The sequence below is a fragment of the Kribbella italica genome (assembly GCF_014205135.1).
GTDB lineage: Bacteria > Actinomycetota > Actinomycetes > Propionibacteriales > Kribbellaceae > Kribbella > Kribbella italica.
Map to the genome: position 1 here is coordinate 4,820,049 of NZ_JACHMY010000001.1, position 22,068 is coordinate 4,842,116.

Here is a 22,068-nt window from a genome sequence, read left to right on the forward strand (position 1 = left end):
GGTCACCGATTCTCGAACTGCAGATAACCCCTGAATCTCGCCAGCGCCTTCGCCACCGTCGACTTGCTGACTCCAACAACCAAGGCAACATCGCGACTGGCCGGGCCTTCGCTCGCATCATGCGCAAGGTTCAGCCAAGCATGAACGACCTCGATGACGGTCTGGTCGTTGAGCTCATAGGCGCGCTTGAGCGCCTTCCGAACCTGGTCGGCCGACACCAGGCGGTCGATCAGTCCCACTGCGTGGTCAACGTCCGCAGAATCGCTGACGACGATCTCGGGAGAGCCCAACGGGATCGGCACCCCCCGTCGCACGTGGTCCCGAACAACATTCAAAGCGATCGTGACCAAATAACCTGCCGGCGACTTGGCGGCATCCACCCGGCCAGACTTCACTACCCGCAGGAAGGCCGTCAGGGCTTCCTGCGCCGTGTCCTCGGGGTCGGGTAAGCCGTCTCCACCTCGCCAACTCAGAAGATTCGGCAAGGTGGACCGCACATGCCGCAACGCGCTCTCTAGGCGCACTTCTTCGTCGGCAGTGAGGATCCTGCTCTCCGCGCTGCCAAGAAGCAGCGTGATCTCCCTGCATTCGGAAGCAAACCGGCCGGCGTTTTCCTTGTTGTCCGTCATCGTCCCTCCTTCGACTTGCTGACCGGCGGACGGTTCCAACGCCGTGCGCATAGTTCTTCCCGGAGGAGCTCAGCAGTGCTGAACACGGCTTTGTTGTGCTGGCTCTCAGTAGCCAACGGATCACCCACTTCGTCCATCAGCGCATTGAGTTGGACCAGCACCCGGGCGGATCGCTCACGCTGCTTGGCGAGCGCGGCTTGCGATTCCTGGCGAAGCGCACCCGCGATCTCCTCCGCCAACTTCAGGAGTTCGGACGGGTCTCCGTCCTTCGAGACCCGGCATCTAGTCAAGTCCTCGTCGATCTTCCGGCGAGTGAGGGCGTCGAACCGCTCGATTGCTCGCTTGTGCATCCATGTCAGCACAGAGTTCGCCTTCACCTGGTCCGGCGTCTGGCCTCTCGCAGATCGTCCGGGCGCTAGCCCCGGCGGAGTAACGCGGAGCGCCCCGGTCGCAGCGCAGCCTCCGACGAAACCCTGAAAAATCTGTTGCCCCACTGAATCCGCAGGCCGGAGGAACATTGCAGCGACCATACCCGTACCGAGCGGAATCACTGCGTAGAGCGCACGACGCCACCAGTAGCTGAACCGCCCTAACCACCGACGCCAAAATGCCGCCTGGTCGGAATCCAGGGAGAACTCGCTCAAAATCCACGCACTGATGGCCGATACCCCGATCGTGAGCACCCCACGCGCCTTCCTTGCCGAGTTACCTGCTGCCATATCCCCCATTTGGGCAGCGATCCGCAGCAACGCCGAACACGCGGATACCCCAGACCGCACCACATCGGTCCATCAGAAAGCACCTGGCCCGAAGTGGCAAGTACGAACCACCAAGCAATATCTCCGATCTCGATGGTCAAACGCTTGGATGATTTTGCACTTACGAAGCACTAACCCATCCACTGTGCTCAACCAATTGCCCAGCAGTCCTCATATCGACCGTAATGCCGAAACGTTACAGCGGCCGGAGAACCAGATCAATCGACCTAGAGTTATGACTCGGAAACTATCGCTCCGAACTAGGTGTGATGTCCAGGGAGGTTGGTCAGTCGGGTGATGGGTGGCTGGCCTCCGATGGCGGTGTGGGGTCGGTGGACTCTCCTATGTCTGTCAAGAGGGGCGGGGTTGGGTGCTGGCTGCGTTGAGGTGGCGGTAGATCTGTCTGGCGAGGTATCGCTTCAGGCAGCGGCGGATCTCTTTGGTGGTGCGTCCTTCGGAGCGGCGTCGTTCGACGTAGTCGCGGGTGGTGGGGTCGTGGATCATGCGGGTGATTGTCGCCATGTGCAGGGCGCGGTTCAGGCGCCGGTCTCCGCCTCTGTTCAGGCGGTGACGGATCGTGTTTCCCGACGATGCGGGAATCGGGTTTACTCCGGCCAGGCAGGCGAAGGCGGCCTCTGAGCGGATCCGGCCGTGGTGGGACCAGGCAGCCAGACAGACCACTGCGGTGACCGGTCCGATCCCGATCTTGTCTAGTAAGCCGGCCGCGGAGGTGGAGCGCACCAAGGTGTCCATCGTCTTGTGGTTGGCCGACAACTCCTCGTCGAGTGCGACGACCCGCTTTGCTAGGCGCACCGCCTCGGCTCGAGCGGTCATGGCCGCTAACGGCTCGTCTCGGGTTCGCCATCGGGATATCTCGACGATCTGCTGGTTGCTCAACGGGCGACGAGCCTCGACTCCGAGGTCGACGGCACGGACGAGCGCGATCAGTGCGTTGACGGTGGCGGTGCGTTCACCGGTCATGTGGTCTCTGGCCGCCACCAGGACCCGCAGTGCGGCACGTTCACCATCGCCAGTCCGTGGGCGCCGCAGCTGGTCCGCTTCCAACGGCAAGGTGGCCTCGGCGATCCGGCGGGCGTCCAGAGGGTCGGACTTACCGACTCCGCGGTGGCCGCGAGCGTTCATCCGGGGCGCTTCGAGGATCTGATAGCCGACCTCGGTCACGGCGTGGGCGAGCTGGGCACCGTATGTCGCGGTGCATTCGATCACCCACAGGGCAGCGAGGTCGCCGTCGGTGCGCCGGGCAGCCCAAGCGATCGCACGGGCCATGCCCGCCTTGGTCGTGGGAAAGCCGGCAGAGTCGATCTGCTGCCCGGTGGCGGCCAGGATGGCCAGGACGTGGTTGCGTGCGTGCGCGTCCACCCCGGGTGACGAACGGATGGCTGTGCGCGACGATGGTCACAGCGGTCGGAATCCTTCCTGATCCAGAACATGGTCTGGCCGCATGCGGCCGTCGCCAGCCTGGGGAATTCACATCGGGGCAGCACTGTGATGGGCCACAACCTCGCGGTTGGGCAATCTCCTGATCAAGGCACCGAGGTGGGGGCCCGGGAAGGCACCGGCCGCTTCGCCTCCGGACGGACAAGTCCACCGAAAAGCACCCAGGCGGGGCTAGTGATTGTATGAGTCACGCCCCGAGCCGGAACGACCAACGCCTACCCTGACGTGGCCGATCCCAGACCAGCCACCCGGAGACTCACAGTGATTGTAGAAGTGGAGCCAGGGTGCGAGGGCTGAGTTGCGTTCTTGGTTGCTGGCGTAGAAGCGGGCGTAGGCCCAGCCGTCGGCCAGGGTGCGGTGGAATCGCTCGACTTTGCCGTTGGTCTGGGGCCGGTAGGGGCGGGTCTTCTTGGGTGTGATGCCTAGCGAGGTGCAGGTGTCGTGCCAGGTCCGGGAGCGGTAGGCCGAGCCGTTGTCGGACAGGACGCGTTCGGTGGTGATGCCATGGTCTGCGTACCAGGCCACGGCTCGGCGCAGGACTGCGGTGGCGGTAGCGGCCTTTTCGTCGGTGTGAATTTCGGCGTAGGACAGGCGGGAGTGGTCGTCGACGACAGTGTGCAGGTAGCTGCGGCCGAGGCGGGGCCGTTGTATCGATCGCGGTCTCCGGTGCGTAAGGCGGTGGTGGTGCGGTGGTGTTTGCCTTGTTGCCTGCCGACGTAGCGGTGGCCTCCGCCGTCGGGAATGTTGCCGAACTTGGTGACGTCGACGTGCAGGACAGAGCCGGGGTGGTCGTGTTCGTAGCGGCGCAACGGTTCGCCGGTAACGCGATCGATGCGGGACAGGCGGCTGATCCGGCATCGCACGAGTACTGCGTGAACGGTCGAGGCCGGGACGCCGACGCGGCCGGCGATCTGGACCGGTCCAAGTCGCAGCCGCCATCGCAACCTGACGATCGTCCGGACCACATGTGGTGGTGTTTTGGTGGGACAGCGATGCGGTCGCGAGCTGCGGTCGTACATGCCGACTGGCCCCTCGGCCCGGTACCGGTCGGCCCATTTGCGGGCTGTTCTCGGTGCGACCATGAACATCTGCGCGGCCGCGGCGCAGGTCCAGCCTTGGTCAACGATCAAGCGTGCCAGTCGCAGACGTGCGTGGAGTCAGTGCGGCATTAACGTGGGACATGAAGGCCTCCTGGTGGTGAAGCGGTTCCTTAGACAGCTCCACTTCATAACCGGAGGCCTTCGCCTGTCGCAACGACCCGCCGACTCACCAGCCTCCAGGACAACCTCCCTGGACATTACAACTAGGTCAGTCGTCGGCGGGTTTCGTCCCGTCGTCGTGCAGGACCTCGCGGTCGGCCAGGCCGGAATCCTCGACGGCGCCGTCGCGTTCCAGGGCCTCGTTGATCTCCGAGTCGGTGACCGAGTGGGTCTTCTCGAACCGGGTCGGGGTGAGGTTCTCGTAACGGTTGCTGGGATTCGTCATCGCACATCCCTCCTAAGGCATTGAACACCTCAGGTACCCGGTGGCACACCACCTCATTGCCATCCCCTTGGGTGACGACCGTTCGCGATATATCGTCGAACTATCGCAACCTCTGGGCAAGCAACCTCTGGGCGAGAGAGACGGTGGTCGGAGATGGGTGGATCGGCGTACGCGGCGGGCTGGCCGTTCGGGCAGTTCGGGCAGGGACAGTTCGGGCGGGGACAATTCGGCCGCGGGTGTTCGTCGTTCGACGAACTGAAGGAAGAGCTGCTGGCCGCGATGACCGGCCGGCAACGGCACGGCGGGCATCACCAGGCCTTCGGTGGCATGTGGGGCCCGATGTTCGGCGGACCGCCGTGGGCCGGAGGCCCGGGTCCGCGCGGCTGGCGGCAGTCGAAGGCGCGGCGCGGCGACGTACGGGCCGCGATCCTCGCCGTACTGGCCGAGGAGTCGATGAACGGCTACCAGATCATCCAGGTCGTGGCCGAGCGCAGTGGCGGGGCCTGGAAACCCAGCCCTGGTTCGATTTATCCGACTCTGCAGCAGCTCGAGGACGAGGGGCTGGTGACGGCCGACGCGGCGACCGGGCGGCGGACGTTCTCACTGACCGACGAGGGACGCGCGTACGTCGCCGAGCACGCCGACGAGGTGTCGGCACCGTGGGAGGCGATGAGCGCCGGCGCGGACGACGACGAGAACGGGCTGAAGCCGTTGCTCGGCCAGGTCGGCGGGGCGCTGTGGCAGGTGCTCGCGACCGGGACCCCGGAGCAGCAGGCCAAGGCACGCAAGGCGTTGATCGAGCTGCGCCGCACGCTGTACGGAATCCTCGGCGACGACGAGCAGGACCGATGATGCCCTTCCCGGAGCGGCTGGGTCCGGAGCGGCTGGGTCCGGAGCGGCTCGGGCCGGAGCAGCTCAGGCCGGAGCAGCTCGGCCCCGAGCGGCTCGGATCAACGCGAACGGGCTCGCTGCGGATCGGCGACGCCGAGCGCGACCGGGCCGTCGCGGCGCTCGGCGACCACTTCGTCGCGGGACGCCTGACGCAGGACGAGTTCGAGGAGCGCAGCGAGCGGGCGACCAGGGCCCGGTACGACGACGAGCTCGCGCCCCTGTTCGCCGACCTGCCCGACGAGACCGCGGTGGTGCAGGCCGCCGGGCGGCAGCCCGCGTGGGCCGCCGGTCGCGGCAGGCCGCCGTCCTGGGTGGCGCAGGGCCGCCCGCCGGCGTTCCTGTTCGTCCTGCCGTTCCTGATGGTCGGCCTCGTCATCGCCAGCGTCTCGTTCGCGGCGCCGTGGGTGCTGTGGGTGTTCTTCTGGATCGCCTTGTTCGGCGGCCCGATGCACCACCGCCGGCACCGCCACGGCCAGCGCCACTGATCGGCCCCGCGGTCGCCGTACGGCGCACGTCGCCGTACGGCGAGCGTCGGCGCGATGCACCGGACGGCACTGAAGGTCGCTAGGGCATGTCTCCCGATTCCCGCCGTAGCGAGCAGGTGCTCGGTGCGGTAGCTCGGAGTGCTGGAGTGAAGCCCTCGATGTTCTTCCATCGTGGGCTTTGCTCCAGTGCTCCGAGGTGCCGTGCCGAGTGCCGCGCAGTAGGCGGGAATCGGGAGACATGCCCTAGGCTCCCGCCCGTGAGTACTCGCGAAGTGCGTCCGAAGCCGCGCCGCCGGGGACGTGGGTTCCTGATCTTTCTGGTGATCGTGCTGATCATCCTCGTGGTCGGGGACCGGGTGGCGGAGTCGGTGGCCGAGAAGCGGCTGGCGACCGAGGCGGTCAACGAGGCGGCGCAGTACGACGTGACCGCGGCGAGCACGACGGCGGAGGTCGGCGGCTTCGGGTTCCTGCCGCAGCTCGCGCAGGGCGAGTTCTCCGAGATCACCGTGACGATGGACCAGCCGAGCGTCTCGAAGGTGTCGGCCGAGGAACTGACGATGGTGATGAAGGGGATCCAGATCCCCCGCGAGCTGCTGACCGGCGACACGAGCGCGACGGTGACGGTCAGCCGCGCCGACGTACACCTGACGATGTCGCCGGCCGCGCTGACCAAGCTGACGTCGGCGGCGAGCGGGATCGAGGGGCTGAACCTGTCGGCGATCGGTGAGAAGCTGCAGGCGAAGCTGACCGTGCGCGGGTACGACGCGACGGCGACCGTGCGGCCGGAGGTGCGGAACGGGCGGATCGGGTTGATCGTGGAGAACCTGCCGGACGGCGTGCCGTCGCAGGTTCGGACAGTGGTCACCGCGCTGCTCGCGCGCGGGGTGCGGATTCCGGATCTGCCGTTCGGGGCGCGGGTGACCGGGGCGGACGTCCAGGGTCAGTCGTTGCTCGTGACCGCGACAGCGACGGACGTGAAGCTCTCCGGGTCCTGACGGCCGCTACGCCGTACGGGCGCGTTGCTCGCGCTCGGCACAGGTCGAGCACAGCTGCCGTCCGCCGAGCCGACGGATCCGCCGCCGGGCCGCCCAGCCGAGTCCCGACGGAGCCCCGCACGCACTGCAGCTCTTGCCGTCGGTCCGCCCGCCGGCCTTGCGCCACTCGGGGAGCAGCCCGATCGTGCACGTCGTACAGACCGCGCCGCGTGCCTCCCGCACGTTGCGCTGATAGATCCGGTCCCGAGGATCGATCTCCGCCGCGCACCCCTCACACGTCACCATGCGGCCCAGGCTAGATCCCTATGGGCGCAGCACCAGCTTCCCCCTCGTACGGCGTGCCAGCAGGTCTTCGTGAGCGCGCCGCGCCTCGGCCAGCGGGTACTCCTCTCCCACCAGCGGGCTCAGCCGATCAGTCGCCGCCAGGTCCAACAGCTCTAGCAGCGGAGCCCTGTACGCCGTGGTGTCGGCGATCGCCGGCACGAGCCAGAAGCCCGCGACGGCCAGGTTCCGGTCGGCCAGCTCGGACGGGTCGACCAGTGGGCGCCCGGCGCGGGCAGCCGTCCCGTAGCTGACCAGCCGGCCGAATCCGCCGAGCACCTGCAGGGCCGCGGCGAAGGTCGGCCCACCGGTGGAGTCGAGCACGATGTCGACGGGCTGACCGTCGTTGGCGACCCGCACCCGGTCGGCGTACTCGTCGGGATCGCTGTCGACGGCCACGTCGGCACCCAGCTTCAGCGCCAGCTCGCGCTTCGCTGGAGTCGAGGCGACGGCGATCACCCGGCCCGCCCCGAAGTGCCGGGCCAGCTGGACCGCCAGCGTGCCGACCCCGCCGGCGGCGGCGTTGACGACGACGGACTCCCCTGGACTCATCCGGGCACTACTGCGCAGCAGGTGCCAGGCGGTCAGGCCCTGGACGAGCAGCGCAAGCGCCGGGCCGTCGCCGAGGTCAGCTGGTACGTCGACTGCGCGGTCGGCCGGCACTGCGACGTACTCCGCGTAGCCGCCACCGGTGAAGACCGGCGCGAGCACACGGCGGCCGTCCGGCGTACGGCCGACGACCTCGACGCCGGGGACGAGCGGGAGCTTCGGGCCGCCGCGGTACGAGCCGTCGGTGCGGTGGGTGTCGGCGAAGTTGACGCCGGCGGCGCTCACCTCGACCAGCAGCTCGCCGGGACCTGCTGCTGGTGTCGGCAGCTCTGCCGGGACAAGGACTTCGGGACCGCCGAATCTCGTGACCTGGATCGCTCGCATGTCTTCACGCTAGGCATTCGGTTAGTCGCGCGGCAGGTGTCCCACCTAGTGGACGTTACTAGTTGCTTGAGGCAACGGTGTTGAGACGGCGGAGGACGAGCAGGCCGCCGATCGCGGGAATGAGGGCAAGGAGCTTGGTGTTCGTGGCGGCTTGCACTGTGCGGGCGGTGAGGATGACGACGAGCAGGTAGCAGCAGCCGTGGATCGGGCCGATCAGGGAGGAGACGGCCGGCCAGTGGACGGTGAAGACGTTGGTGAACAGGATGACCAGGGAGACGACCTCGGCGGTCGCGGCGGCTCGGAGGGGGTTCATGGTCAGACTCCTGTCGTCGAGCCGGGGCGGGTGATCATCAGGACGGTGACGGTGGCCCAGAGCAGGTTGAACAGGCCCGCGTGCATGGCGAGGCGGGCAGGGGTCTTCTCGTCGGGCGTGGTGGTCAGAACGCGTTCCTGGCCAGGGAGAACGAGCAGGACCAGTACGGCGGCCGCGATGGCCGTGAGGGCGATCGAGATGATCAGCCAGGGGTCGCCGAGCACGTCGAGGCTCTGAGCCGTCGCGAGGCCGAACGCGGGTACGACGATGCCGACGACGGCGTAGATCCGGCAGATCTTGTGCAGGGTCCGCAGTTCGGCGACCTCGCGTTCTGCTCCGTCGTCGGCCAGCAGGCGGCGGGTGGCCGCGGGGAAGCGGCTGGCGGCTACTGCCACGGGGCCGATGGCGAGGATCGCCGCGATGACGTGGATCGAGAGCAGCAGCTTGGTCACGGGTGGACGGTAGCGGCGTACGCGCCTCGGGAGGAACTGGCTGGACAGCCAGACTGCAACGGATTCTGGCCACCGGTCATGGCGAGGCGATTTGTCGATACCAGGCGTTGGCTGGAATCAGCAGGGCATCTACAATCCAGCCATGCACACCGTGGCCGTGCTCGCTCTCGACGACGTGATCCCGTTCGATCTGGCGACGCCGATCGAGGTGTTCAGCTGGGCGCGGCTGCCGGACGGGCGAGCGGCGTACGAGGTGAAGGTCTGCGGCGCGACCCCCTCGGTGAGCGCCGGCGCGTTCGCGCTGCAGCCGCCGTACGGGCTGGAGGCGCTGGGCGAGGCGGACACGATCGTCCTGCCGGGCTGCCGCGACTTCGACCGTCCGATCCCGCCTCAGGTGCTCGACGCGCTCCGCGACGCCGCGGGACAGGGCACGCGGATCGCGTCGATCTGCGTCGGCGCGTTCGTCCTCGCCGCGACCGGGTTGCTCGACGGGCAGCGCGCCACGACGCACTGGTTCGCCGCCGATGTGCTGACCGAGCGCCACCCGGCGATCGACGTCGATCCGAACGTGCTCTACGTCGACAACGGCCAGTTCCTCACGTCAGCAGGCGCGGCCGCGGGGCTGGACCTCTGCCTGCACGTCGTACGCCGGGACTACGGCTCGGCCGTCGCCGCCGATGCCGCCCGGACGGCGGTGATGCCGCTGGAACGGGAAGGTGGGCAGGCGCAGTTCATCGTGCACGACCAGCCGCCGACTCCCCGCGGCTCCGAGTTCGAACCGCTGCTGCGCTGGATGGAGGAGCACTGCGCGCGTGACCTCAGCCTGGAGGCGATCGCCGCGCAGGCCGGCATGAGCACCCGCACGCTGAACCGCCGCTTCCGCGAGCAGACCGGGACCACTCCCCTGCAATGGTTGCTGCGGACCAGGATCCGCCGCGCGCAGTCGTTGCTCGAGGCGACCAGCCAGCCGGTCGACCGCATCGCCGGCCGCGTCGGCTTCGGCTCCCCCAGCGCCTTCCGCGAACGCTTCAAGCGCGTCGTCGGCACCAACCCGCACGCCTACCGCGCGGCCTTCCGCCAGTCCGACCCGGCCGTACGGCGGGCAGCCCCCGCCTGACCTGGCGGCGCGAAGCGCGCGCCCGTCGTACCGGCGCCGGTTCGCCAACCGCCGTGCTGGGTACTTCGGGGGCATGAATGACACGCGCCTGATCGAAACCGCCCGGTTGCTGAGCCGCGCGCTCACGCCCGGCGATCTCGACCACACGCTGAGCCAGATCACGCACGCGGCGGTCACGATGATCCCCGGGGTCGAGTACGCGAGCATCACCGTGCTGCAGAGCGACGGCAAGCTCGGCACCAGCGCCCCGACCGACCAGCGGCTGCTGCCGCTCGACGCCGCGCAGTACGAGTTCCGCGAAGGCCCGTGCTACTACGCGGCCGTCGACGCCGTACACATCATCTCCCCCGACCTCGCCCGCGACACCCGCTTCCCCCGCTACGCCGCGGTCGCGGTGGCCGCCGGAATCAAGTCCCAGGCGGGCCTGCGCCTCTTCGACGCCCCCAAGTCCCAGGGCGCGCTGAACCTGTACGCCACCGAGATCGGCGCCTTCGAGGACTTCGAGGCGATCAGTGCCCTGTTCACCCACCAGGCCGCGACCGCGATCGCGTACGCCCAGGAGATCGACGACCTCCAACAGGCCATCCACACCCGCGGCACCATCGGCCAGGCCGTCGGCATCGTGATGGAGCGCTACCAACTGAACGACGAACGAGCCTTCGCCTTCCTGACCCGCCTCTCCCAGGACCACAACATCAAACTCCACCGCGTCGCCGAAGAACTCGTCAAAGAACTAGACCAACGCGCCTGACAGAGGGGATAGAGGAGGAGCCCACCGCCCCCGACGGCCAGGCGCTCCGCGCCCGCCGGGCGTCTTCGCCGCGCCCCGCCCGACCACCGCCGAAGGCGGTAGGTCCCCCGGGCCCCCGGCCTCCCCACCTCTTCACCACCCGCCCCGCGCGACCACCGCCGAAGGCGGTAGGTCTTCTGGGCGGCCGGCCTCCTCCTCACACCTACCACTGCGAACGCACCCCGGGCCCGGCGCTGTGGCGTCGGGCCCGGGGGTTCAGGTGGGACTACTGACCCGCGATGGTGAACTGCGAGCCCGGTTCGATCAGGACGTTGCCGTCCCTGGAGTTGGTGATGGTGGTGTTGGTCAGGGTGGCGTTTCCTCGGACGCCACCCATCGCCAGGATTCCGGAGCCGTTGTTGGATTTGTCGATGCGGACGTTGGTGATCGCGACGTTCTGCAGGAGCCCGCCGCCGGTCTTGAACTGGATGCCGTCGTACGTCGAGTCCAGGATCTCCGTGTCGCGGATGGTGACACCCGGGATCGGGAGGTTCTGCGGGAACAGCGTGATCGCGCCGAACTCCTGGTCCTCGTTCCAGAACACGCCGCCGCACCGGTACAGCCCGTTGTTGGCGATCAAGGTCTGACCCGAGAACGGCAGCGGGTCGTGGTCGGTCGCCAGCATGATGCCGGGGTAGTTCATCGTGTCGTAGATCAGGTTGTTCTCGATCTTGTTGTCGTAGCCGCCGTAGATCGCGATGCCGTTCGCGCGCCACGGCAGCTGGATGGTGTTGTTGGTGAACGAGTTGGTGTGACCGATGTCGACCGACGGATCCTTGACGTACTTGTTCGCCCAGACCGCGAGCGCGTCGTCACCCGTGGTGCGGAACGACGAGTTGAACACCTTGGAGTTGCGGGTGCCGTTGGTGAAGTTGATCCCGTCGGCGTAGGTGTTGCGGATCCGCATCCCGCTGAACTCGACCCCGTCGCCCGGACCCCACAGCTCCTGGATGTTGTCGTAGTCGCGACCGACCCAGGCCCCGACATTGGCGTGCTCGATCCAGACGTTGGTGACCTTGGTCCCGACCCCGAGCCGGCCGTTCAGCCCGAAGCCACCCTCGGCGTTGCCGTCACCACCACGGATCCGGCCCGACCCGAAGATCGCGAGGTCCGAGATCTGCGTGTTCTTGTCGATGTCGAACCCGAAGTTGCCCTCGTGCGGGTGGTTGATCCCGCCCGCGTTCTGCGGCTCGATCGTCGAGTACAGCTGCGAGTGCCACATCCCCGCGCCGCGGATCGTGGTGTTGCTGATCCCGACCTGGTTGTACTGACCCCGGTTCAGCGGGTCGTCGGTGAGGATCTTCTTCTCCTGCCGCCACTGGCCGGCCGGGATCCAGACGCAGGAGATCACGCCGTTCTGGTCGTCGGTGACGGCCCGCTGGATCGCGTCGGCGTCGTCGATCCCGTCGTTCGGCACGGCGCCGTACTGCGTGATCGACGTGCAACCCGCCGGCTGGCTCAGCGCCGGAGCGACCTGCTCGAGGTCGATCGTGTCGATGATGTAGAACGACGCGCTGTCGCCGGCGTCGCGCTGCAGCTTGAACTTCGTCCCGGCCGGGTACGACGTCCCGAGCAGCGCGCTCGACTCGTCGAAGAGGCGACGTGCGTCGCCACCCGGTGTGTTCGTGAGTCCCTCGGGCTGGTCGGTGGTGCCGTACAGCCAGCTGTGCCGCGACGACAGTGTCAACTTGCGGCTGAACGTGCCGTTCACGTACAGGCTGATCGTTGCCTCCAGCCCCTGTCCGTTGGCGGAGTCGGGGATCGAGTTGCGGACCACGATCGAGTTCGACGGGTTGGTCGAGGTGAACTCGACGAACTGGCCCTGGGTGGTCAGCCGCACCGAGCTCCGCCCCGACGACTCGGTCGCGAAGTTGGTGTGGCCGAAGGTGCGCAGCGGGTCGGTGACGAGCAGCTGACCGGTGTAGTTCGCCGCTTCCGCCTCGTACGACGTGTACGGTACGGCGGCGCCGCGGCCGACCACGATCGCCCGGGCGAACGCGTTGTTCGTCTCGTTGGTCTCGGCAACGACTCCCGTCGCGTCGGCCGTGGCCGTGATGGTCGCGCCGCCGTTGGTGGCCGTCCACGTCCCGCTGATCGCAACGTTGCTGGTGGCACCAGCCGCAACCGTGCCAGTGGTGCCGTTGAGCGTCGTACCGCCGACGACCACGCGGGTCACCGAAGCGGCGGACGCCGAGGTGCCCCGGTTGTTGACGGCAACGGTGAAGCTGACCGCCTGACCGACCGCCGGGTTGGCCGGGTTGGTCGTGACGCCGGTGACCAGGAGGTCCGGGCCGGGCGCCTGCGCAATCACCAGTTGCGTCGGGGCCGTGAAGGCGTTGTTGTCGTTGTTCTGCTCGACGACCGTGTTGGTCGGGTCGACGACCGCGCCGACGGCGTACGAGCCCTGTGCCCGGGTGCCGGCGTTGAAGGTGACCGTGGTCGAGGCACCGGCGGCGAGTGCACCGACCGGGGAGCTGCCGATGACGGTGCCGCCGAGGGTGAAGTTGACCGTGGTCGCGGGGGCCGCGGCCGAGCCGGTGTTCTGCACGGTGCCGGACAGCGTGATCGGGCTGGTCTCACTCGGTGCGGCCGGCGTCCAGGACAGGGCGTTGACGACGAGGTCCGGGTTCGGCGCCGCCGTACCGATCACCTGGAGCTCGGCGACCTGACCGCCGGGTGCGCCGGTGTTACTGAAGAACTGCAGCCGCAGGTCGGCGATCCGGCCGCTGACCGGGATCTCGACGGTGTTCTGCGCGGACGGGTTGAAGACGTGGTTCGCGCGGCCGGACAGCGTGGTGAAGGCGGTCGCGTTCTGCTCGCGGCCGAGCACCTCGAAGTTCTGGGTGCGGGCGCCCCAGGCCTGGTCCGGGTTGAGCTTGACGACGACCGAGCTGACGTCGGCGTTCGAGCCGAGCTTGACGGTCAGCGTGGCCGGGAGGCCGTTCGACTCCCAGTACGTCGCCAGGTTGTTGTCGTTGGCGTTCGCGGCGACGAAGGTGTGGATCGTGGAGGACGCCTCGATCGGCTTGCCGGTGGCGAGGTTCGCGCCGCCGCCCTGGCCGGCCCGGCGGACCCGGTTGCTGTCGGCGGACTCGTTGCCTGCGGCATCTTTCGCGCGGACGGCGTACTCGACCGTCGCGGAGGCCGGCTGGTTGTCGGTGTAGGTGAGGACGTTGCCCGCGACCGTGGTGACCGCGGTGTTGTTGCGGTAGACGACGTACCCGGTGACGCCGACGTTGTCGGTCGCTGCCGACCAGGCGAGCCGGATCTGGCCGCTCGCGGGCTCGGTCAGGGCGAGGTTGCCGGGCGCGGTCGGCGCCTGGGTGTCACCGCCGGTGTCCGGGCCGTGCACCTCGAACTCGGACAGCTGACCGGCGGGCCAGCCGGTGTTCGCGGTGATGTTCAGCCGGACGTACCGGACGCTGGTCGCCGGGAAGGTGATCGTCACGGTGTTCGCGTTGGCCGGCGTGAAGTTGTGGCCGGTACTGGTGACGATGTCGCTGTACGCCGTGCCGTTGGTGCTGCCCTGGACGGACAGCGTCTGGGTGCGCGCACCCCAGGACGCCGGGAGCTTCAGCACGACCCGGTCGACGCTCTTGGTCGCACCCAGATCGGCCCGCAGCCACTGCGGGAACTGGCTGTTGTTGCTCTCCCAGTACGAGTTCTGGTTGCCGTCGCCGGTGTTGCTCGCCGGGTACTCCCCCAGCTGGCTGCTCGCGGACAGGGTCTTCGGGAGCACAGCCGCGGGGGCAGCGGCTGCGGTCGGGGCGGTCTGGGCTGTGACGGTCGCGGAGGCGATGACCGGTGTGGCACCGGCGAGGATCAGGGCTGCGGAGAGCAGACCACTGATCAGCCGCCTGCGGGGCTGGCTCCGTTTCATGGACGTCCTCAGGTCTGGGCGGGGAACTGCAGTCTGAGCTACGTAACTTGCGCTGTGTTGCTAGTTTCTTGCGCCGTAGGTAGCCAAAGTTTGCAGGCGAGGCAGCCGTTCGTCAACGGTTCGTCGCTCGCTGGTGCAAGTGGTGCAGCTTTCGTCAACGGTTCGTCGCTCGACGGTGCAGGTGGGGAGTGCCAGGGAAGGAAAGCCGCGACTGGGGTGGCGGAGGGGGATTGGTGATGTGCGCCTGACGGGGCGACTATTTGAAGGGGTGCACCAGTTACTTGCGGGCGAGGACTGCCATGACCAGGCGGGTGACGCCTGTGGGCTTGGCGGACTGGTCTCCGGTTGGGCAGGAGTCCGCGATCGTGGTCAGGCCCGGCGGCAGCAGCTCCAAGCCCTCGAGCAGCTCGGCGACCTCGGCCGGCGTGCGGAAGGCGCTCGGCTGGACTGCCGGCCGTAGCGCGTCCTCGACGGCCGCCGAGAACTCCGCGAGCCGGCTGCCGTCGCGGGGGTTGATCGGATGGGTCATCGCGAGGTAGGAGCCCGGCGCCATCGCCGACAGGTAGCCGTCGACCGCGTGCCGGGCGCGCTCCTGGCCGGGGACGTGGTGCAGCACCAGGCCCTGGAGTACGCCGACCGGCCGGCTCAGGTCGAGGACCTTCGCGACCACCGGGTCGGCCAGTACGGCGGCCGGGTCGGTCAGGTCGGCGTCGACGAAGTGGACCGTGCGCTCGTCGGCCAGCAGGGCGAGGCCGTGGATGGCGACGGTCGGGTCGTTGTCGACGTACACCACGGTCGCGCGCGGGTTCAGCCGCTGGACGATCTCGTGGGTGTTGTCCGTGGTCGGCAGGCCGCAGCCGAGATCGAGGAACTGGTCGACGCCGCCGTCGCGGACCATCGTCTCGATCATCCGGGCCAGCCAGCGGCGGTTCTCGCGGACCAGGTTCGGGATCTCGGGGGCGACCTTGAGCAGCTCGGCGTGCAGCTGCCGGTCGACCTCGAAGCTGTTCTTGCCGCCGAGCAGCAGGTCGTACACGCGGGCCGCGTTCGGGCGGCTGGTGTCCACATCCGGCAGGAAGGAGCGCCCGCTGCCGTCTGCCGCCACTCGCGTTCACCCCACCGCGCCGAAGGATCCGAAAACCCGGATTGTCGCGAGGCTATCGCAGGTCGGCGGTTGCCTTCATCCTCCTGTCCTGCGGAACTACGAGACGTGATCGTTCCGGTGCACAGAAATCGCTGGGCGTTCCGACGGCAAGCGCTTGCCAGGCGTCCGCCGGGACCTCAGACTGAGCGCCACCCGGCGCCGTGGGACACGGTTCCGGCACCGCCCCGACGTACCGGAGGACCGCCCATGCACCGCCGTACCTTCCTGACCTCGACCGCCGCGCTGGCCGTCGCGGGCCTGACCACCACCCCGGCCCACAGCTCGACCACCACCCGCGCCCGCGCGACCCGGGCCCGCACGCTCGACGAGCTCCGCAGCCAGATCGCCTCTGCCGGCCCGGGCGCGTTCATCACGCTCGCCGACGGCACGTACGACGTACCGGCCGATCGCCCGCTCGCCGTCAACGGCCGGCGCGGTACGGCGGACGCGCCGATCACCATCGCGGCCGAGCACCGCGGCAAGGCGGTGCTGACCGGCCAGCGCGGCTTCACCATCGCCGACTCGTCGTACGTGACCGTGAACGGGTTCGTCTTCAGGCAGCGCGCGACGCTGGAGCTGCCGCTCAGCTGCCACCACCTGCGGCTCACCCGCAACGACGTCCGGCTGACCGACTCGGACGGGCTGAACTGGCTGCTCGTCAAGGCCGACCACACCAAGCTCGACCGGAACCACTTCCACGGCAAGGCGACGCTCGGCGTGTTCGTCGGCGTCGAGGGCCCGGGCGGTGACGGGATGGCCCGCGGGCTGCACATCCTGCGCAACTACTTCTCCGACCACACCTTCACCGGCGACAACGGCGGCGAGCCGATCCGGCTCGGCCTCAGCGGCCGGTCGCTGGCCGACGCGGGCGCGCTGATCGAGCAGAACCTGTTCGAGCGCGCGAACGGCGACCCGGAGGCGATCTCGGTCAAGTCCAGCGGGAACACGATCCGCGACAACACCATTCGCAACAGCCTCGGCGGGATCGTGCTCCGGCACGGCAATCGGACCCGGGTGGAAGGCAACTTCATCCTTGCCGGAAGCAACGGTATCCGGGTCTACGGCAACGACCACCTGATCGTGAACAACTACGTCGAGCGGGTGGCCGGCGCCGGGATCGTGCTGGGCAGCGGCTCGGTCCGCGACCATCTGGCCTCGGACTCGCCGGAGAGCCGCCGCGGCAACGACGCACCGGACCGGGTGACGATCGCGCTGAACACTGTGCTGTCGTCCGGCTCGGCGATCAGCGGCGAGAGCCAGCGGACCCTGCCGCCGCTGGGCTGCACGATCTCGGACAACCTCCTGGTGGGCGACTCCGGGGACCTCGTCGCGATGCCGTACCAGCAGGGCATCACCTGGTCGGGCAACCTGCTCTGGGGCGCGGCGGGCAACGGCAACATTCCGTCGGGCGGCTATCGCCGGGTCGATCCCCGGCTGACGACCTCCGGCGTACGGCGGCTGACCGCGGGCAGTCCGGCGATCAACGCGGCCAGCCGTTCCTACCCGTCGGTGAACCGCGACCTCGATGGTCACCCGCGCTCCGGCAAGGCCGACGTCGGCGCCGACGAGTACAGCACCGCCGTACCGCTCAACCGTCCGCTCACGCCGGCCGATGTGGGCCCGTCCGCGCCCTGACCGATGAGTTCTTCCGGGTTGTCTCGTCTCAACTACAGACAACGGCAACCCGGAAGGAACCCCATGGCCAAGACCCTCTACTCCGTCTCCATGTCGCTCGACGGCTACATCGCCGGCCCCGGCGGCGACATGTCCTGGCTCACCGACCACCTGGGCCCGAACCCGCTGGTCGGTGAGCTGCTCGGCGACATCGGCGCCCTGCTGGTCGGCGCGACGACGTACGGCGGCGACGATCCGCACAAGGACGACGAGGGCGCCGGCAAGGCATTCGGCGGCGGCTGGGACGGACCGCAGTACGTCGTCACGCACCACCCGGGCCGCGACAGCGACAACCTGTTCTTCGTCCCCGACGTCGCCACCGGTCTCGACGCCGCCGAGGCCGCCGCCGGCGACAAGTACGTCAACATCATGGGCGCCGACATCGCCCGCCAGGTCCTCGAAGCCGGCCGCCTCGACGAGATCCTCACCATCGTCGTGCCGGTCCTCCTCGGCGACGGCACTCCCCTCTTCCGCGGCCGGACGGTCCAACTCGAACGCATCCACCACAGCGCCGTACCGCAGGCGAACAACCTCTGGTTCAAGGTCAGTAGTCGCTAGCCGCCGAGAACATCACCGGGCGGACATCGACGCCGGCGCCGTCCTGCGTGGCCTCGGGCAGCAACTGCGCGAGCTCGACGGCGCGAGCCGAGGAGTCGACGTCGATCAGGTAGTAGGCATGGATCGGAGCGCCACACGTGCCGAACCGGGTGCCGAGGGACGGGTCGGCGAGGAGTTGACTGTCGACGAGTTCGCCCGCGTCCTGGGCGGTACGACGGAAGGCCGTGTGGTCGAACGGCTGGAGCTGGTCGGCGGCATGCAGGATCACCAGGTACTTCATGGGCGCGGCTCCGATCGTCAGGTGGTGTCACCAACCAGACGGTGCCGAGCCGCGGATTTTGACATCATCGGGCCATGAACTTGTCGACCGAGCGGTTGGTACTGCGGAGATTCCGCGCCGACGACGCGCCCGCGCTGGCGGCGTACCGGTCCGTGCCAGAGGTCGCGCGCTACCAGTCGTGGGACGCGCCGTACTCGCTGGAGCAGGCGACCGAGACCGTGCGGTCCTTCGCCGAGGGCGATCCCGAGCAGGCCGGCTGGTTCCAGTACGCGATCGACCTGGACGACGTACTGATCGGCGACATCGGGCTCAACCTCGCCGACAACCTCCAGCAGGCCGACCTCGGCTTCACGCTCGCGCCGGCGTACCAAGGTCAGGGGTACGCCGCCGAAGCGGTCGGCGCGTTGCTCGACCACCTCTTCCTCACCAAGAACCTGCATCGCGTCTCAGCCGAGTGCGACGCCCGGAACGTCGCCTCGGCGCGACTGCTGGAGCGACTCGGCTTCGAGCGCGAAGGACTGCGCCGCGCCGCGAGCTGGTGGAAGGGCGAGTGGACCGACGACCTGCTCTTCGGCCGCCTGCACCCGGACTGGCCTAAACCGTAGTCCCCCGCACGGCCCACGCCCGAGCCGTCAACGCGATCGTGCCGTCGGACTCGACCGGAAGCCTTTCCCGCAAGGCGTCCCGGATCCGGTCGCGGGTCGCGTCGTCAACCGTGCTCAGGTACGCCGGCGCCGCGCCCTGCCCGCCGAGGAACGGCGTCCAGTAGTCGTCGAACGACGCGAACTCGGTCGGTACGACGATCCCGCGGCTCGCGATCTCCCCGAACCCGGCGGTCGAGAACAGCTCCTCCAGCCCGGCCGCGGTGCAGAACGAGAACCGCGTCCCTTCGTCCAGGTCACGCCCCGAAGGATCGACCTCCCCCGCGACCTCCCAGAAGTACTTCATCAGCTGCATGCCTTCGGCGTAGTCCCATACGTACGCCGCGACGACGGCGCCGAGCTCACCGAGCCGCCGCAGCAGCGCGTCGCGATCCGGCACGAAGTTCAGCACCAGCCCGGAGACCACGACCTCGAACGAGCCGTCCGGAAGGTCCGCGGCATCCCGCACCTCGAACGACGCCGACGGCACGGTCCTGCGCGCGTACTCCAGAAAGCCTTCCGAGCGATCGACTCCCAGCACCGAGGCGGGCTGGGCGTCCCGGACGATCGTGCTCGTCAGAGCACCCGTCCCGCACCCGACATCGAGCCACCGGAGCCCGTCCGGCTGGTCGAGCCAGGCGACGAACTCCGTCGCGACCAGCCGGCTCCAGCGCCCGACGTACGGCTCGTACTGCTCCCCGCTGGCCCATCGCTCCATCCCTGCAGGCTAAACGACAGCAGGCAGTCTGACCCCTGTCAGTTGTTCAGCCGTCGTCCACAGGCGGGCCGCGACCTCGTCGTCGAGCGCGCTTCGTGGTGTCTTGGCGAGCTTGGCCGGGCCGACCAGTCCGAACCACTCCGACGGCCCGTAGTACTCGCGGGGCTTGGCCTCCGCGCTGACCGCCGCGACCAGCAACGGCTCCGCGCCCTGCTCGACGCCCTGCGAGGGCAGCGGCACCCGCACGAGCAGCCGGGCCGCCGGCGACGGCTTCTCCCGGCCAAGGCTCGGGCCGGCGGTCTGCAGGTTCGTCCGGGTGTAGCCGGGGTGGGCGATCGTGCTCAGCAACGGCCAGCCGCGCTCGGCGGCGATCGTCGCGAGGTGCCGGCCCATCATCAGGTCGGCCAGCTTCGACTGCGCGTACGCCGCCGCCGGGCGGTAGCGCCGTTCCCAGTTCAGGTCGTCGAAGTTGATCTTCCCGCGGGTGGCGACCCCGCTGCTCATCGTCGCGACCCGCGGCGCCGGAGCCTTCAGCAGCAACGGCAGCAGCCGCACGGTCAGCGCGAACGGGCCGAGGAAGTTGCTGCCGAACTGCAGCTCGAACCCGTCGGCCGTGGTCATCCGCTCCGGCGGCACCATCACGCCGGCGTTGTTGACCAGCAGATCCAGCGGTACGCCGTCCGCGATCAGCCCGTCGGCGAACTCCCGCACGGACTCGAGGTCGGCCAGATCGACCCGCCGAACGTCGAGCAGCGCGCCGGGGTGCTGAGCCAGGATCTCGGCCCGCGCCGCCTCGCCCTTGGCGACTGTGCGCACGGCCATCACCACGCGGGCGCCGGCCGCGGCCAGCCTGCGCGTGGTCTCCTTGCCGGTCCCGCTGTTGGCGCCGGTGACGACGGCGTACTTGCCGGTCTGATCGGGGACGTTGTACATGTCGCGCTTCTTAAAAGACTGCCGGTCTGTTGTCTTCGACGTTAACAGACCATCGGTCTGATGACAACAGACCAGCGGTCTGTAGACTGGGAGGATGACTTTCCAGCGCGCCCGCAGCGACGAGCAGCGGGCCGAACGCCGCCGGGCGATCCTCACGACCGCGACCGCGATGCTGGCCGAGCAGCCGGTCGCCCAGCTCACGCTGAACGAGCTGGCCCGCCGCGTCGGCCTGGCGAAGTCGAACGTGCTGAACTACTTCGAGTCGCGCGAAGCCGTGCTGCTGGAGCTGATGAGCAGCGAGGCGTCCGCCTGGCTGGACGATCTGGACGCCGCGCTGGGCGCGATCGACCGGGGGCTTCCGGCGACCGAGCGCGCGGAGGCACTCGCCGCGGCGGTGGTGGACACGATGACCGCGCGACCGATGCTGTGCGAGCTGAACAGCGCGCAGGCCGCCGTACTCGAGCACAACATCTCGACCGAGATCGCGCTGAACTACAAGCGGTCGGCCGTCGCGGACTACCAGCGGATGGTCGCGATGATCGCGGCCGCCGTACCGGAACTGGGCGAGCAGGGCGCCGCGCGTTTCATCGCGGCCGCGGCCCTGCTGGCCGGGGCGATCTGGACGCACTCCCGGCCGTCGGCGGCAATCCTGGCGGCGTACGCGGCCGCGCCGGAGCTCTCCGCCATGCGGGTCGAGTTCGAGCCCGCACTGCGGAGCGCCCTGGACGGCCTGCTGTTCGGACTGTTGCCTACGGCAAGTAGTAGTTCGGGTTCGGGAGCTTGAAGGTGCGGTCGGCGTACCCGCCCTTGAGGTCACTGAACTGGTCGCCGAAGTTCGCGACGATGTTGTAGCCGAGCGACTCGATGTGCGCACGGGTCGCCGACTTGTAGTGGATCGTCGTGCAGGCACCGTTCGGATCGGCCGCGCAGGCCTTCTTCAGGTACGCCGGGTAGTCGGCGACGGCCGGCTTGGTGAACAGCCCGTCCTCGCCGCCGCGCAGCGTGGTCGGCTTCGGGTAGCCCGCGTCGATGCCGACGCCGTCCGCGGTCAGGTTGCCGAGCGTCGCCTGCTCCTGCGCGGCGCCGCGGCCGGTCAGGAAGAAGACCGCGTACCCCTCCCGCTCGGCCGTCCTCACCAACTCGACCATGCCCGGGACGGCGGGCAACTTCTGGTCGGTCACGAACTGCCCGTTGGTGGTCGGGTTGAACGCCCAGTTGCTGGCGATCTCGTAGTTCCAGGTGGCCAGCGCGGTGTCGTCGACGTCGAGCAGGATCGCCTTCGTCCCGCGGACGTGGTGCCGCGACGAGATCCAGCGCCTGCCGTCGGAGGCGACCCCCCGCGCCTCCTTGGCGTAGTTGCTGTCCGCCGCGAACGTGCCACTGCCGAGCGGGTCGCCGTAGTAGTTGCGCAACTGCTGCCGCAGGACGTCGATGTTGGTGACCTGCCGCTCGGTGCGCGGCGTCGAGGTCTGGATCGCCGGCTGCTGCGCCGCGACCCCGGCCGAGTAGGCGACCCCACCGGCGATGGACGCGATGGCAACAGTCGCGGCACCGATCAGCATCGGCCGGCGCCAGGAACGCTTGAACATGATGACCCTCTCCCGAAAAAAGAT

At 68.7% G+C, this 22,068-nt stretch carries 22 protein-coding genes and 2 pseudogenes; 9 read left to right on the top strand and 15 right to left on the bottom strand.

The features are described from left to right. Positions 1-2 precede the first annotated feature (2 nt). The 5 genes and pseudogenes from HDA39_RS22400 to HDA39_RS22420 form a co-directional block, all read right to left on the bottom strand. Positions 3-629, bottom strand: coding sequence for an RNA polymerase sigma factor (locus HDA39_RS22400; RefSeq protein ID WP_184798056.1), 627 nt, complete (start codon positions 627-629; stop codon positions 3-5). Beyond that, positions 626-1,312: a hypothetical protein gene (locus tag HDA39_RS22405; protein ID WP_184798057.1), complete on the bottom strand. Its 687-nt coding sequence runs from the start codon at positions 1,310-1,312 to the stop codon at positions 626-628. The genes HDA39_RS22400 and HDA39_RS22405 overlap by 4 nt, the downstream gene beginning before the upstream one ends. A gap of 426 nt (positions 1,313-1,738) precedes the next feature. Next, positions 1,739-2,807 (bottom strand): annotated as a pseudogene (locus tag HDA39_RS22410) (IS110 family RNA-guided transposase). A gap of 209 nt (positions 2,808-3,016) precedes the next feature. Then, positions 3,017-4,027, bottom strand: a pseudogene (locus tag HDA39_RS22415) (IS481 family transposase). Between the two features lie 126 nt (positions 4,028-4,153). Further along, entirely contained in the window at positions 4,154-4,330 is a 177-nt protein-coding gene (locus tag HDA39_RS22420; protein ID WP_184798061.1) for a hypothetical protein, read from the bottom strand. Between the two features lie 153 nt (positions 4,331-4,483). Here HDA39_RS22420 and HDA39_RS22425 point away from each other — a divergent pair, with 153 nt between their 5' ends. From HDA39_RS22425 to HDA39_RS22435, 3 genes are all read left to right on the top strand, one after another. Continuing rightward, positions 4,484-5,182 carry a PadR family transcriptional regulator gene (locus tag HDA39_RS22425; protein ID WP_184798063.1) on the top strand — a complete coding sequence of 233 codons (699 nt, stop codon included), beginning with the start codon at positions 4,484-4,486 and terminating at the stop codon, positions 5,180-5,182. Continuing rightward, positions 5,179-5,706: a DUF1707 SHOCT-like domain-containing protein gene (locus HDA39_RS22430; protein ID WP_238356124.1), complete on the top strand. Its 528-nt coding sequence runs from the start codon at positions 5,179-5,181 to the stop codon at positions 5,704-5,706. Before HDA39_RS22425 ends, HDA39_RS22430 begins: the two co-directional genes overlap by 4 nt. Before the next feature lie 257 nt (positions 5,707-5,963). Then, positions 5,964-6,701, top strand: a complete 738-nt coding sequence (locus HDA39_RS22435; RefSeq protein WP_337925849.1) for an LmeA family phospholipid-binding protein — start codon at positions 5,964-5,966, stop codon at positions 6,699-6,701. A 6-nt stretch (positions 6,702-6,707) separates the two neighbouring features. Here the strand turns inward: HDA39_RS22435 and HDA39_RS22440 are convergent, their stop codons facing one another. Genes HDA39_RS22440 through HDA39_RS22455 form a run of 4 tightly spaced genes read right to left on the bottom strand, consistent with a single transcriptional unit; the run spans position 6,708 to position 8,720 of the window. After that, positions 6,708-6,986, bottom strand: a complete 279-nt coding sequence (locus HDA39_RS22440; RefSeq protein WP_184798065.1) for a hypothetical protein — start codon at positions 6,984-6,986, stop codon at positions 6,708-6,710. Between the two features lie 18 nt (positions 6,987-7,004). Next, entirely contained in the window at positions 7,005-7,955 is a 951-nt protein-coding gene (locus tag HDA39_RS22445; protein ID WP_184798067.1) for a quinone oxidoreductase family protein, read from the bottom strand. A gap of 58 nt (positions 7,956-8,013) precedes the next feature. After that, complete coding sequence (locus HDA39_RS22450) at positions 8,014-8,268, bottom strand: DUF3817 domain-containing protein (protein ID WP_184798069.1); 255 nt, start codon at positions 8,266-8,268, stop codon at positions 8,014-8,016. A gap of 2 nt (positions 8,269-8,270) precedes the next feature. Beyond that, positions 8,271-8,720, bottom strand: a complete 450-nt coding sequence (locus tag HDA39_RS22455) for a hypothetical protein (RefSeq protein WP_184798071.1) — start codon at positions 8,718-8,720, stop codon at positions 8,271-8,273. A gap of 142 nt (positions 8,721-8,862) precedes the next feature. Here HDA39_RS22455 and HDA39_RS22460 point away from each other — a divergent pair, with 142 nt between their 5' ends. Together HDA39_RS22460 and HDA39_RS22465 are read left to right on the top strand one after the other, a co-directional pair. Further along, positions 8,863-9,837 carry a GlxA family transcriptional regulator gene (locus tag HDA39_RS22460; RefSeq protein ID WP_184798073.1) on the top strand — a complete coding sequence of 325 codons (975 nt, stop codon included), beginning with the start codon at positions 8,863-8,865 and terminating at the stop codon, positions 9,835-9,837. Positions 9,838-9,910: 73 nt separating this feature from the next. Next, positions 9,911-10,588 carry a GAF and ANTAR domain-containing protein gene (locus HDA39_RS22465; protein ID WP_184798075.1) on the top strand — a complete coding sequence of 226 codons (678 nt, stop codon included), beginning with the start codon at positions 9,911-9,913 and terminating at the stop codon, positions 10,586-10,588. Positions 10,589-10,853: 265 nt separating this feature from the next. Here the strand turns inward: HDA39_RS22465 and HDA39_RS22470 are convergent, their stop codons facing one another. Both HDA39_RS22470 and HDA39_RS22475 read right to left on the bottom strand, forming a co-directional pair. Then, positions 10,854-14,507, bottom strand: coding sequence for a CARDB domain-containing protein (locus HDA39_RS22470; RefSeq protein WP_184798077.1), 3,654 nt, complete (start codon positions 14,505-14,507; stop codon positions 10,854-10,856). Between the two features lie 277 nt (positions 14,508-14,784). Beyond that, positions 14,785-15,612 carry an SAM-dependent methyltransferase gene (locus tag HDA39_RS22475; protein ID WP_184798079.1) on the bottom strand — a complete coding sequence of 276 codons (828 nt, stop codon included), beginning with the start codon at positions 15,610-15,612 and terminating at the stop codon, positions 14,785-14,787. Positions 15,613-15,858: 246 nt separating this feature from the next. On the opposite strand from HDA39_RS22475, the gene HDA39_RS22480 reads away from it, so the two are divergent. Continuing rightward, complete coding sequence (locus HDA39_RS22480; RefSeq protein WP_184798081.1) at positions 15,859-17,286, top strand: polysaccharide lyase 6 family protein; 1,428 nt, start codon at positions 15,859-15,861, stop codon at positions 17,284-17,286. A gap of 63 nt (positions 17,287-17,349) precedes the next feature. Further along, complete coding sequence (locus HDA39_RS22485; RefSeq protein WP_184798084.1) at positions 17,350-17,883, top strand: dihydrofolate reductase family protein; 534 nt, start codon at positions 17,350-17,352, stop codon at positions 17,881-17,883. Here HDA39_RS22485 and HDA39_RS22490 read toward each other — a convergent pair. Further along, entirely contained in the window at positions 17,870-18,163 is a 294-nt protein-coding gene (locus tag HDA39_RS22490; protein WP_184798086.1) for a YciI family protein, read from the bottom strand. The two genes, HDA39_RS22485 and HDA39_RS22490, sit on opposite strands and share 14 nt — an antisense overlap. Positions 18,164-18,237: 74 nt before the next feature. On the opposite strand from HDA39_RS22490, the gene HDA39_RS22495 reads away from it, so the two are divergent. Continuing rightward, positions 18,238-18,768, top strand: a complete 531-nt coding sequence (locus HDA39_RS22495; protein WP_184798088.1) for a GNAT family N-acetyltransferase — start codon at positions 18,238-18,240, stop codon at positions 18,766-18,768. On the opposite strand, the gene HDA39_RS22500 is transcribed toward HDA39_RS22495, so the two are convergent. Both HDA39_RS22500 and HDA39_RS22505 read right to left on the bottom strand, forming a co-directional pair. Further along, positions 18,758-19,522: a class I SAM-dependent methyltransferase gene (locus HDA39_RS22500; protein WP_184798090.1), complete on the bottom strand. Its 765-nt coding sequence runs from the start codon at positions 19,520-19,522 to the stop codon at positions 18,758-18,760. The two genes, HDA39_RS22495 and HDA39_RS22500, sit on opposite strands and share 11 nt — an antisense overlap. A gap of 9 nt (positions 19,523-19,531) precedes the next feature. Beyond that, positions 19,532-20,455 (bottom strand): SDR family oxidoreductase, encoded by a 924-nt coding sequence (locus HDA39_RS22505; protein ID WP_184798092.1) that lies wholly within the window; start codon positions 20,453-20,455, stop codon positions 19,532-19,534. A gap of 94 nt (positions 20,456-20,549) precedes the next feature. Between HDA39_RS22505 and HDA39_RS22510 the strand changes: the two genes are divergently transcribed. Further along, positions 20,550-21,239, top strand: coding sequence for a TetR/AcrR family transcriptional regulator (locus HDA39_RS22510; RefSeq protein ID WP_184798094.1), 690 nt, complete (start codon positions 20,550-20,552; stop codon positions 21,237-21,239). On the opposite strand, the gene HDA39_RS22515 is transcribed toward HDA39_RS22510, so the two are convergent. Next, positions 21,205-22,044 (bottom strand): HAD family acid phosphatase, encoded by an 840-nt coding sequence (locus HDA39_RS22515; protein ID WP_184798096.1) that lies wholly within the window; start codon positions 22,042-22,044, stop codon positions 21,205-21,207. The two genes, HDA39_RS22510 and HDA39_RS22515, sit on opposite strands and share 35 nt — an antisense overlap. Positions 22,045-22,068: the final 24 nt, after the last annotated feature.